This window comes from Nostoc sp., assembly GCF_036917375.1.
GTDB lineage: Bacteria > Cyanobacteriota > Cyanobacteriia > Cyanobacteriales > Nostocaceae > Nostoc.
Window position 1 is genome coordinate 43,901 of the sequence record NZ_JBALDN010000059.1, and the last position, 13,208, is coordinate 57,108.

The window sequence follows — 13,208 nt, forward strand, 5'->3', positions numbered from 1 at the left end:
ATACGGAAGATTTTTTTTGCTTTAAAAGCTACATTGCTATTTACATCTCTAACTAAGCAAAATACAGTAATAAATTACACATATTTGCGATTGCCAGCTTTGATTCCCAAGGGTAAGCGTAAAACAACTAAACAAGTTATTTCTGGTTATTGTCTCAATATAATTTCCCAGGAGTGTCAATAATTTAACTCCTTAAATATGTATTCCCAAAACTTCAACGTTTTGGGCAGCCATAATCGGTAATTCCTTAAAGGGAATTGCCGAACTTTTTCCTGTCTCAAAATCCGAGATACAAGTCCAGCAAACAAACTACTTATATGGTAAATCGAAATCAATCCGTAAATAAGCAGCGTCAACTTTACCAATTTCTAGTAGCAACAGCATTATTAACTGGTAGCCTTTTCCAATTTCTCGCACCCGTATTAGCTGACGGAACGACTGCGGGTACATCTATTAGTAACACTGCAACAGCAACCTACGAAGATCCCAACAGTCCAGGGACAACTATAAATGCCACTTCTAACACTGTGGTTGTCACTGTAGCAGAGGTTGCTGGAATCACCGTTACAGGGTCTGGAGTTACAGATAACAATGGCGGTAATGTTGCAGTTGGCGACTTACTAATCTACACCTACACCTTGACCAACGTAGGTAATGACCCTACTAAATTTCACATTCCCAACCAAGCGACAACAACTGGGCCAGGTACAGTTTCTGGCACATTACCAAATGGTGGTACAGTTAATAGCCTGCAATATAGTACTGATGGTGGTCAAACTTGGATAAACGTCCCTCAAGGTGGCGTAGACACACCTTCTGTTCCGGTTAACGGTACTGTGTTAGTACGTGTGCCAGTAACTGTACAAGCTGGCGCTCAAACCAATGATGTCATTACCGTTACTCTTGGTAATACTCCTGGTGATGCTCAAAACCAACTGCGGAGTCCTGATGGTGGTGACGTATTCACCGTAGATAACGCCAATGGTGGTGCTGTTGGTGAGGTAGATGGCACACCAGTTAATGGTACACGGGAAGCTAGCGCCACCGAGCAAATTAAGGTTGGTTTAACGGTGAAGACCTATGCTTTAGCCACCATTCTGAAGATTCGCAGTGGCTATAACAATGCTGGCACAACTGCGATTACAGATGATAAATTGACCTACGATTTGAGTTTGCGAGTTGAGTCCAACGATCCCACAGGACAGGGAATTACACCATCAGCTTTGACGGGTACAAGCATCAATGTTAATGGTGCTGCTGGTACTTATATCTTGGTTTCTGATGCGATTCCTGCGGGTACAGATTTAGCAGTAGCACCAACTGCCCCTCCTGGTTGGCAAACTGTCTATACCACCACTCCAGTTACAACTAATGCTAATACAGCTAGTTGGACTACGACAGCACCAGCCTTGGCCTCAGTTACTCGCGTTGGTTTTATCAATAATCCAGCAACCATTACTTCCATTGCTCCTGGTACAACGGTAAATGGCTTCTCGATTCAGCTAGCTGTTGAATCAACTGCATCTTCACCCTTAACCGTCGCTAATATCGCTCAATTGTTTGGTCAAACACCCAGTAGCAATTTCCCAGTATACGACGATTCTGGCGACCAAAACCCCAGCAACTACGACGGTTCCCCAGGCAGTATGACACCTCCTGTGGGTACAGATACTAACGGTGATGGTATTCCTGATACTCTACCGTCCGGCAGCGTTGATGATGGCTATATTAACACTCCAGCATCTCCAGAAACTGGAACTGACACAGGTAATAACAACAGTGGTACTGGTTCAGGCGGTGAGGCGAACGTCTTCACGGTGCAAGCGCCTATTGCTTCAGCGTTACTCAACGGGCCGCAAAATGCCCCGGACGCTACTGGGCCGTCAGGTGGAACCAACGATGATTTCACTAACAAATCTTCTCTCGTTCCTGCTGGTACACCACCAGGTATTACACTCGATCCACAATCAGTTGGCTTCACCAACACTATTAAGAATAGTGGTACTGATGCAGGTGTCTTGAAGATAGAGCCAACTAAACCAACAAATATAGGAGATTTACCGAATAATACGAAGGTGACTATTACCTACAATAGTCAGTCTGCTGTTTATACTTACAATAGTGCAACGGGAGTGTTTACAACACCTGGTACAGCAATTACAATCCCCAACGTTGCTCCTGGTGCAAGTATCAACTATGGTGTAGAAGTTGATTTACCTCCAGGTACGCAGTTATCTACTGATATTAATAGAGGCTTCCCTGTACCGATCACTGCTTCGATTGACAACTATACGACGGATACTAATGGTGATGGAATTAAGGATAGTGGAAACGATAATATCTTTGATTCATCCAACATCACTATCGATCGCGTGTACACTGGCTTCCTGAAACTGCTGAAAATGTCACGAGTCTTACAAGGAACTGGGCCTGTAGTCCAAGGAAATGATGGCACATTCAGTATCGATCCGAAGAAGCCTGCGCCAGGAAACATTATTGAGTACCAAATTCAATACACAAATATTTCCGATCCTCAATCTGGAACTGGGAATGTGATTTTGAATGCTAACAAAGTTGTGATTACTGAAGATGGTACGCAAAGCCCCAATAATTGGGCGAAAGACAACGATGCTAGCGGTCAAATTGATACTAGCAACATTGTTGGTTCAGCTAAGGATTCCGGGAGTGCAACCATTCAATTCTTCAGTGGTAATCCAGCTACTAACTCTGGCATCGACCAAACTGGAACTACGGTAAACACTGATGTTACTAAGTATGTGGATACTGTCACGGGCGCGATCGCACCGGGTATTCAAAGAACATTTACCTTCCAACGCAAGGTGAACTAATTCGTTGGGATTGGGGACTTTGAAGTTTGCAGACTCTTCTGTACCAGAGTCTGCAAACCATTTGACCTTATCCCCAACCCCCAAATAGCAAGCAAATAGCAGAGTGACTTTTTCTGAGCAAAAGCTGGGAAAGATAAGTCAACAATTCAGATTCTAGAAGTTTTTTGAGGTGATTTATATGAAGCGTGTTTCTCTTGCAGGTTTAGGAGCATTCGCTCTCATTGTTACAGTTCCATTTGCCGGTCAAATTCCGGGAATCGCAAATGTATGGCATTCAGAAAGTGCTGTTGCTCAGAATATCAAAACTCAAGGGCAAATTCAATTGCGCTTAGAAGCAGAAAAGCAAGTAGTGGCACAGGATCAACAAGGTAAGCAAAGCCAGAAATGGGAACCTTTGAAAGGTCAAGTTGTAGTGCGACCAGGAGATGTATTGCGATATACCTTGAGCGGCGAAAATAAGAGCGATCGCCCAGTGAAGAATTTAACTTTTAATCAACCTATTCCCAAAGGAATGGTCTACGTGCTGAATTCTACCAATGTCGCCAAAAATGCCAAAGTGATTTACAGCATTGATGGTGGGCGTAGCTTTGTCGAAAATCCTACGGTTAAAGTTACTCTTCCTGGCGGCAAAGTGGAAACAAAACCAGCACCAGCCATTGCTTACACTCATATCCGTTTGCAGATTCCGTCACTTGCAGCGAAGACAACAGTCAAGGCAACTTATCAAACTCAAGTGCGCTGATTAACACGCCACCTTGCTGACTCGGAAAATAGCCGCAATCAAGAATATGTTCAGATTCCACCTGGAAACGAGATTTTAAAAGAGTTTTAGCTTAACTGGATTTTCCCAAATAAATAAGTGCTTTTATTAACAACAAGCTTGACATTTCAGAGGAGATGTGGTAAGTGAGCCGTCCTCAAAACCAAAAGCAAATTACTTCTAGCGGTAGCTGGTGGCGACGGTTAACAGCTACTGTTCTTCTGGGAAGTTTTTTGCATACTACTATATCTATGCCAGCGATCGCGCAACAGACTAACAATCTGGTTGCGTCTTTGCCATTAATAAATCAAGCTACTTATACTTATACAGATTCTGCTAGCAATTATCAATATCAAGGAAGTTCTGAGCAAATTAATGTTAGTCCTATCCCTTTACTCGATCCATTAGGACGGATTTTAGGTTGCGCTGGGACAATTTTACCTGACTATACAGGTTTTTCAGTTGGGGTATACGAACCCAACTCTAGCGATCCTACGGGGACAGAATTGGGCAGTTTGGTTGCTTTGACTCGAACAGAGTTACCAGATATTCCCAATAACAACGTTCCTGGTGGGAAATCGCCGAATACTGAGAATAGTAATCCCTACTTCGTTACGAATAATCCTGCGGGTGTCTACAATTTCCTACTCGATCCGAATAAGGGTCAAACCGCTCCAGGTAGAACCTACATTTTTGTAGTTAATCCACCACCAAATTCCATCTACAAACAGCGGCGGGTCAAAATTGAAATCCTTGCTAACACTGGAACACAAGGTAATGGTGTCGTGCGATATGTCGCCAGTTCTCTAGATGGTCAACCAATCAGTCTTACAGGCGAAACCAGAGTAGAGCAAACAGTGGTTTTAGTTCCCAATGCAGAAACAGTGGGACTGGATTTACTAGCCTTTGAATTCACTACAAATTTGTGTCAAGCCAATCAGTTACAGATTATCAAAACAGGCGATCGCGCTACTGCTGAACCTGGAGATACGGTAATTTACCGCCTGTCGGTAAAAAATCTCGCTGATGCTGGTTTGAGTAATATATTTGTCACCGACGACCTACCTTTAGGATTCCAATTCTTGCCGAAATCGGTGCAAGGAGAACTAGATGGTCAACCAGTAGCGATCGCTTCAGAACGCAACGGTAACACAATCACATTCCGCACAGACGTAACAATTTCCCCAGAGAAAGTCTTGAATATTGCCTACGCGGCTCAAATAACAGCCGATGCATTGCGTGGTACTGGTCGCAACACTGCGATCGTTAATGGTCAACGAGCTGATAACCGGTTTAGTACTAAGGATGGCCCAGCAACGCACCAATTGAAAATTCGTCCAGGAATCGTTTCTGACTGTGGCACGATTATCGGTCGGGTGTTTGTTGATAAAAACTTTGACGGCGAACAACAGCGTGGTGAGCCTGGAGTAGCCAATGCGGTAATTTTTCTGGAGGACGGAAACCGCATCACTACAGATCCTAATGGTTTGTTCTCCTTAGCTAACGTCTTACCTGGATACCACACAGGTGTACTAGACCTTAGCAGTGTAGCGGGTTACACCCTAGCTCATAACGAAAAATTCCGCGAACGAAATAGCCAATCTCGCTTGGTGCATTTAGAGCCTGGTGGCTTAGTACGCATGAACTTCGCTGTCACCCCAACATTTCAGGAGCCAGTCAAGAAATGAAACCCAGACTGCACTGTTTAACTACATTTAACCTGAGATTGATGGGGGTGATGCCAGTAGTCTGCCTTGTTTTGTACCCTACAGTTGTCAAAGCAGAAATCACTAGTGAAAATCTCTTTTTCCCTGATTCCCATTCGCAAGCAGAAAAGAGTGTCGAAGATCCTGACTTTTCAGCGCATCTGGAAAACCTCTCTTCTTTTAAGGGAGAGGCTTTAAATTCTCCACCTCTCGAATTTGCTTCAACTTCTTCAGCATCGGCTCCTGAAATTCCAAATGCCCAGCCAAGTGAAACAGAAATACAACCATTTCAACCAGAAACTTCTGTAGATTTGCCCAGAGACTTAGGCAAAATTGCAGGAGTAGAGGACGCGGGGACAAAGAGACAAGGGGTGAATGAAAATCTTCCCGTATCCCCCACTGTCCCTATCTCTACAACAATTAAAATCCTGACTCCGACGGCTGACAGTGTTGTAGATGTACAAGCTAGCACGGTAATTGTGCAGTTTCCTGCTGGTAGTCAAGTGGAATTGCGGGTAAATGGGGCGTTGGTAGACCCTTCTTTAGTAGGACGGACGGAAACTGATGCTACCACCAAATTAGTAACGCAGACATGGTATGGTGTCTCGTTAAAAGAAGGTGCAAACACCATCTCTGCACAGGTTATTGGAGGAACAGAACCCCCTGTAACAGTGCAAGTTACGGTGCGGGGAGCGCCGCAGCAATTAACTTTAGAAACAGTTGAGTCTCGTATCCCAGCAGATGGACGTTCTACGGCGACAATTCGGGGTCAACTCATCGATGCAACTGGCAATCGCTCGAATCGTGATGCTGTTGTCACCCTCATACCCACTGCTGGGGAGTTGATCGGGAAAGACTTCAAGCCTAATGAACCCGGATTTCAAGTGGAGGCGAAAGCAGGGCAATTTACAGCGACATTGCGATCGCAACTGAAGGCGGAAACTGTCACAATTCGCGCGATCGCTAATGATTTAGAAGCCTTCACTCAACTGCAATTTGAAACGGCACTGCGTCCGAGTTTAGTTACTGGAGTCATAGATTTACGTTTGGGTGCTAGAGGTACAAATTATTACGGCAGTTTCCGTGATTTCCTCCCTCCTGACAAAAACAACGGAACGCAATTAGATTTCCATTCAGCGATATTTGCCACTGGTGCGATCGGAGAATGGTTATTTACAGGTGCATACAACAGTTCTCGTAACCTCAATGAAGATTGCAACTGCGATAATCGCCTGTTTAGAACTTACCAATTCAGCGAGCAAAACTATCCTGTCTACGGCGATAGCTCGAAAGTTGATGTAGTTGCTCCTTCCATTGACAGTGTATTTTTGCGTTTTGAGCGTTCAGCTCGTACCCCCGGCTCCGATCCGGATTATGCGATGTGGGGTGACTATAACACAGAAGAATTTGCGCGGCGATCGCAGCAATTTACTTCTATCACCCGTCAACTCCACGGTTTTAAAGCTAACTACAACTTAGGAAACCTACAAATTACAGGTTTCTACGGCGATCACTTAGAAGGCTTTCAACGAGACACCATTGCTCCTGATGGTACTAGCGGCTATTACTTCCTCTCTCGCAGACTATTACAAGCAGGTAGTGAAAATGTCTTTATCGAGTTAGAAGAACTCAATCGTCCTGGAACTGTATTAGAACGCAAACAGCTTAACCGAGGTCCAGACTACGAAATCGACTACGATCGCGGTACTCTATTATTCCGCGAACCGATTCTTCGCACCGATATCGATCGAACCGGACAAGTGTTGGTACGTCGGATTGTTGTTAGCTATCAATATGACAGCGAAGACTCTGATGGGAACATCTATGCTGGTCGTTTGCAATATAATCTTTCCCGCAAACTTAATCAGGAAAGTTGGATAGGAGCAACTTACATTCAAGAAAATCACGGAGTGCGCGACTTTCAACTCTACGGTGCAGATGCGCTGATTGCCTTGGGTGACAACGGTAAGTTAATTGCAGAATATGCCCATTCCACGAATGATTCTGATGTTGTGGGAAAGGTCAGAGGTGATGCTTACCGTTTAGAAGCTGAAGGAAAGATTACTAATGGGATTCAAGGTCGTGCCTATTATCGTTTTGCTGATACGGGTTTTGCCAATAATGCCACTATCAGCTTTGTCCCAGGACAAACCCGTTATGGAGCGCAGGTTACAGCTAAACTCACTTCAACTACCAACGTCAGAGCGCAATACGACCACGAAGACAATTTTGGGATTGCTCCCCAACCTTTAGATACCTTTGAAGAACTCTTTGCACCGCGTTATGAGGCGATACCTGGTAGTAAGGTTAATAATTCCCTGACGACGATTTCTGCTGGGATTCAACAACGCCTGGGTAGCGCCACTATCGATCTGGATTGGATTCACCGTCGTCTGGAAGACCGTATCCCCGACAGTACCCTAAGTAGTAATTCCGATCAACTGCGATCGCGTTTTGCAGTTCCTCTAGCTAAAAACCTGACATTCCAAGCCCAAAATGAACTCAGCTTATCTTCCCAAAAAAATGCTATTTACCCAGACCGTACCATTTTGGGGTTGAATTGGGCGGTAATTCCTGGTGTTAATGTCAGTTTAGCCCAACAGTATTACAGTAGCGGTCAATATTCGGGTAATTCCATCACCAGCTTGAGTGTCAACGGCGAACACAAACTCGGTTCGGATACTACCTTGACTGGTCGTTACTCAATTTTAGGTGGTGCTAACGAAATGACTACTCAAGGAGCAATTGGTATAAATAACCGTTGGACTATTGCTTCGGGATTGCGGTTGAACGTTGCTTACGAACACGTATTTGGCAACTTCTTCGGACGCACTTTAGCGGGTCAACAATATGCCCAACCATACGCCTTTGGTCAAGCAGCATCTGCGATCGGGTTTGATGGTGGCGATAGCTACAGTGTCGGGCTGGAATACAGTGATAATCCGCAGTTTCAAGCTAGCGTCCGTTATGAACATCGTTCCTCTTCTGGTGGTAGTAATACAGTAATTACCGCAGGTGCTGCGGGTAAAATTTCTCCGGCTCTCACAGCTTTAGTACGTTATCAACAAGCTGGTTCTTCCAATCAAAAGCTTTCAGGATTGGGAGATACCGCTAACCTAAAGCTGGGTTTAGCCTACCGCGACCCCAATAGCGATAAATTTAATGCTTTATTGCGTTATGAATATCGCCAAAATCCATCAACCATCCCTGACACCATTCTGTTAGGAAGTGGTACGGGTTCTCAAGACCATACCTTTGCTTTAGAAGCGATTTACGCTCCTAACTGGCAATGGGAATTCTACGGGAAGTATGCTTTGCGTAACAGCACCTCTTATTTAGCTAACGATTTAGCCGGTACTAGCACAGTAAATCTGGCCCAAGTACGCGCTACCTATCGTTTGGGATATAGCTGGGATTTGGTGGGTGAGGCTCGTGTAATTAGTCAGTCTAGCTACAGTGAGACAGGCTTTGTTCTGGAAACAGGCTACTACCTCACGCCTAACCTGCGCGTTTCTGCTGGTTACGTCTTTGGGAAAGTTGATGACCGAGATTTCTCAGGAACACGTTCTGCGGGAGGCGCGTATTTAGGCTTTACGGTTAAGCTCAACGAATTGTTTGACGGCTTTGGACAACAAAAATCTGTAGCGCGCCAGCCACAGGAATCGGCGATGAAAACTTTGGTAAATAGGCTGAAGAGGACGCGAAGTTATTTAGGAATTAAGCAATGAAATCTTTATTTAAAAGTTTAAGAGCGATCGCAGCAGCCAATCTAGATGGTAGATTATCGTACACATTGGGCAACCTAATAGACGGAGAAGGCGCTATTAATGCTCAGTATGGAATCTCTGAACTTCCCATGAATGCGGTAGTGCCATTGTCATCCACTTCAAATCAGGAGCTAGTGAAGTATCAATGAGCCTACTTTTAAAACATCTTTTAGCGGTTAATAACAACCACCCCAACCGTTATAAAAAACTACTAAGTGGCCTTGCTCTATTACTGTGCTATCTGAATTTTGGAATACCATCTGCTCAGGCTGAAGGTAGTCGCACCCTTTATCCCAGTAATGCCTCAGTTGGCAGTAGCAGAGCTAACTTAGAGTGGCGTACTGATACTTATGGCGGTCTTGTGCTGCGACGAACTTTACTAAAAGTCTATGCCAACAAAGATGAGTATATTCTTTTAGGCTCCAGCGCAGTTGGGGTAAATAATGGTAATGTCCGCGTTTACAACCCCGGTCGTGTCAGTGGGAGTATTGGCAGTGAAACTGTTCCCGGCACACCAGATTTTGTGTGTACTTCTCAACCTGGGCGGGGCATCATCTCAACTCGCCAACAGGAGTTAAATGGCCCGCGTGCTATTTCTGGCGGAGGTAATCCCAATGGCTATATTCCCTGCTACTACCAAGCTCCATCAACTGGAGTTTATGACATCGTTTTCTACGGGCCTGATGGGGGTAACTCTTCTACTAATGCCACTCCTACCGGTGAAATTGATTTGAGTAGTGTCAACAACTTTAACGATCAACAAAAAACTAGTGTAGCAGCTTGGGATGTAACTGTACGTAGCAGCGATCAAACTTCAATTAGCGACTTCAACGGGCGGTTATTCACCTATTATCTCGCTCTTTTTACTGGTAATAACGGTCGATATCTCAACTTCCCAGTTTATCCAGTCACCACAGATGGTTTCCGATATAAAGTAGAACTCAGAGGCACAGATCCTAACGGATTCGTTCTCTATGGTAATCAAACTGGCTTTTTTGACAGTGACGGGATATCGCCTCTCTATCACGACATACTAGGAGCGGATAGTCAGCTGGCAAATCCCCAAGGTGGTGTTAGCTTGGCTCGTCCCCAATATGCTACTTTTTTGAACTCCATCGACACCAACGTGCTTCCATTCGTTGAACGTTACAAACGAGACGGCACTTTAGAGGGAACTGGTATTCCCCTTAGCCCAATTATTCCTGCTGTTAGTAATTTACAATTCAACGGCACTGTTGTGGGAAATAACAGTTCATTTGGTACAGGCGGTACTTTGAACTTTGACAGCAATGTTACAGGTACTTACGAACTGGTTATCAGCCGAGACGGCAGCAATTTTGATCCCACCAACTCTCAAAACCGTCTTTTGCGAGGGATTATGACTACAACAGGACAGCAAGCAGTTAATTGGAATGGTAAGGATAACAGTGGCAATTTTTTTCCGGTTGGTAGTAATTACAAAGTTAGTGTCAGAACTTTTGGAGGGGAATATCACTTTCCCTTACTGGATGCGGAAAACAATTTTACTGGTGGCCCTACTATTACAATGCTGAATGCCGCTAATCCTATAGGTAATAGTAGAGGATTTTACGACGATCGCAGTTATAAAACCATCGGTGGTACTCAAATTGGTACTTCTGGTCAAGTACTCTGTGGGATTAATCCACCAAACCCAGCTTTCAGCAACCCAATTAACGGCTTTGACACCGCCAGCAATGACCGTAAATTTGGTCAGAATGGTAACGCTGGTAATGCTGGGACATCATGCAACGGCTCTTTTGGAGATACCAAAGGGTTGGATTTGTGGACTTATTATCCTGGTCAAACTCAACCAACTCCATTAAACATCATTGATATAGTTTCACCAACTGTTGGCAAAGTCATCATTAATGAAGTTTTGTACAACGAAACGGGTACTGCTACTAACACTAACGATGAATTTATTGAACTTTATAATCCATCTGCATCAACTGTAGATTTGAGTGGTTTGAAGTTAGCAGATGGACATCTGACTGCTAATGATAATGATAGTACTAACGGCTTTACTTATACATTTCCTAACGGCACAATCTTACAAGCAGGCCAATATGCTGTAATTTGGATTGGGAATAACAACGCCAATCATCAAGCCACAGCAGCAGCTTTCCAGGCTTGGTTGGGACAAACTCCCAAACTCAACAACTTGGGTGATGATATCTGGTTGTACGATAGCCAGAATAAAATTATTGACTATATCGCCTATGGCAGTGGTAATGAAATTAATACACCTCCTGCGAGTGTTCTCAATCTTTGGGAAAATACTTATCAGTCTTCTCTCGTTGGGGCTACTACTGGACAATCTATCAGCTTAACTCCCAATGGGCAGGATACAAATGCTAGTGCTTGCTGGGAAGCAACTACTAGTAATAACGCCAGCACACGTTGTTCAAACTATCTACCAACTAGAGACACTGATACTACAGGTAGTCGTGTTACTAGCGTTGGCGAAAGCAATAACGGTGCTACTGCTGTGAATGCAAAGCTTTTGTTAATTAAACGCATTACCCGCCTCAATAACCAAGATTTAACTGATATTGTGGATGGTCGCAGTGACGTTGCTACTAATGCCAGTAACTATGTACCAGAACCTTATGCTACTGATGATAGCGATCCTAAATGGCCTGCTGGCTACTTGCGAGGATTAATTAATGCTGGCACTGTCAAACCGGGAGATGAATTGGAATACACTATATATTTTCTTTCCAATGGTCTTGGTAATGCAACTAATGTGAAATTCTGTGACTTAGTTCCAACTAATGTTAATTTTATTCCCACTGCTTTTAATGGCATGATTCCTAGTGATGGTGGCTTACCAGGAGCAGATCGAGGAATTGCCCTAGCTATTGGTTCTAATACACCTACGCTTTATCTTACTAATGTCGGAGATAGCGATCGCGGGCATTTTTATACAGTTAATGAATCAGGTACACCATCATACTGCGGTACTAACACTAATGGAGCAGTAGTGGTCAATATTACAGTCCCCAGTTTTCCCAATCTACCCGCAGCCACTGGATCTGGCACACCAGCTAATTCTTATGGTTTTGTCCGCTTCCGCGCTAAGGTGAAATAGTTTTAACCACGGCTAATTAGTGGTACGCCAAGGCATCTTTCCCTCCGTTTTTGTTCCTGGAGGGGATTTTACGATCCATACTCACCCCATATACCAACCCGAAGCGCTGGCGATCGCATAACTAGCAACTTGGGTTATGTAGTATTTGATCGGTACAAATATAAATTAATAGATTAACTTTTTGCCTGTTTTATAGCCCTGCAAACCACTCATAGCCCCGATCTTCCCAATAGCCTTTAGTAGGTAACAAATTGCTGACGAATGTAATTTGAGTTACCCACTTACTTTGCTTGTAGCCCAGTTTAATTGGGGATGCTAGGCGTATGGGCGCACCATTATCAACTGATAAGGGTTGTCCATTCTTTTGATAAGCCATGAGAGTTTGAGGATGTATGGCAGAAGCAAGATCCCAGCTTTCATAGTAGCCATCAGCAGATTTGAAGTAGACATAGCGGGCGTTTGACTTCGGCTGTACCAGCGCTACTAAATCTCGCAATCGCACACCTCCCCATTGAACGATCGCAGCCCAGCCTTCAACACAGACATGGCGAATTACCATTGAAGTCAAGGGTAGTTTTTGAATATCTGCCATGCTCAATTGCATCGCATTATTGACCTCACCATCAATTATTAAGCGAAACTGTGCCGGATCGATTTGCGGGGTAAAGTCAAAGGTATTAACCAACAATTTATCTGCTTCTATGGCACTAACAGGAAATTCAGGTATAGGTTTTTGAGTTAGCAGAAGTGCTTCAAGACTTTGGTTTAGTGGCTCAGATATTTGCCGCAGATTATCTGAGAACAAATCTGTTCCACAGCCACCAAGAAGAAAGCCTACCCCTGAAAGTCCAGATATTTGCAGTAACCGACGACGGGATAGGGTACGTTTGGGCAGAATCAGACTCATAAAACCTCTACAGAAACATAAATATTCACTAAACGGACGCTTCCTACCTTCAGGGCAAGTAAGGAATGAGCAATTGTAAACAGTATGACAGTAGGAACAGTGATAAA

Annotated in this window: 7 protein-coding genes; 6 read left to right on the plus strand and 1 reads right to left on the minus strand. The window is 44.1% G+C overall.

Going from position 1 to position 13,208, the window contains the following annotated elements; translation table 11 throughout:
* Nucleotides 1-317: 317 nt before the first annotated feature.
* The 6 genes from V7K45_RS15935 to V7K45_RS15960 all read left to right on the plus strand — a co-directional run bounded on the left by V7K45_RS15935 (nt 318) and on the right by V7K45_RS15960 (nt 12,194).
* A complete protein-coding gene (locus tag V7K45_RS15935; protein ID WP_335005006.1) occupies nt 318-2,849 on the plus strand; it encodes a beta strand repeat-containing protein in 2,532 nt (843 codons plus the stop codon).
* 178 nt (nt 2,850-3,027) lie between these two features.
* The gene (locus tag V7K45_RS15940; protein WP_335005008.1) at nt 3,028-3,591 is read left to right on the plus strand and encodes a hypothetical protein; all 564 of its coding nucleotides are present in this window, start codon (nt 3,028-3,030) and stop codon (nt 3,589-3,591) included.
* Between the two features lie 269 nt (nt 3,592-3,860).
* Nucleotides 3,861-5,297: a hypothetical protein gene (locus V7K45_RS15945; protein WP_335005056.1), complete on the plus strand. Its 1,437-nt coding sequence runs from the start codon at nt 3,861-3,863 to the stop codon at nt 5,295-5,297.
* On the plus strand, nt 5,294-9,043 hold the full coding sequence (locus tag V7K45_RS15950) for a TonB-dependent receptor (protein WP_335005010.1): 3,750 nt from the start codon (nt 5,294-5,296) through the stop codon (nt 9,041-9,043). The genes V7K45_RS15945 and V7K45_RS15950 overlap by 4 nt, the downstream gene beginning before the upstream one ends.
* Nucleotides 9,040-9,231 (plus strand): hypothetical protein, encoded by a 192-nt coding sequence (locus V7K45_RS15955; protein WP_335005012.1) that lies wholly within the window; start codon nt 9,040-9,042, stop codon nt 9,229-9,231. The genes V7K45_RS15950 and V7K45_RS15955 overlap by 4 nt, the downstream gene beginning before the upstream one ends.
* Entirely contained in the window at nt 9,228-12,194 is a 2,967-nt protein-coding gene (locus V7K45_RS15960; RefSeq protein WP_335005014.1) for a lamin tail domain-containing protein, read from the plus strand. The genes V7K45_RS15955 and V7K45_RS15960 overlap by 4 nt, the downstream gene beginning before the upstream one ends.
* A gap of 190 nt (nt 12,195-12,384) precedes the next feature.
* Here V7K45_RS15960 and V7K45_RS15965 read toward each other — a convergent pair whose 3' ends face one another.
* Complete coding sequence (locus V7K45_RS15965; RefSeq protein WP_335005016.1) at nt 12,385-13,101, minus strand: molybdopterin-dependent oxidoreductase; 717 nt, start codon at nt 13,099-13,101, stop codon at nt 12,385-12,387.
* Between the last annotated feature and the right edge of the window lie 107 nt (nt 13,102-13,208).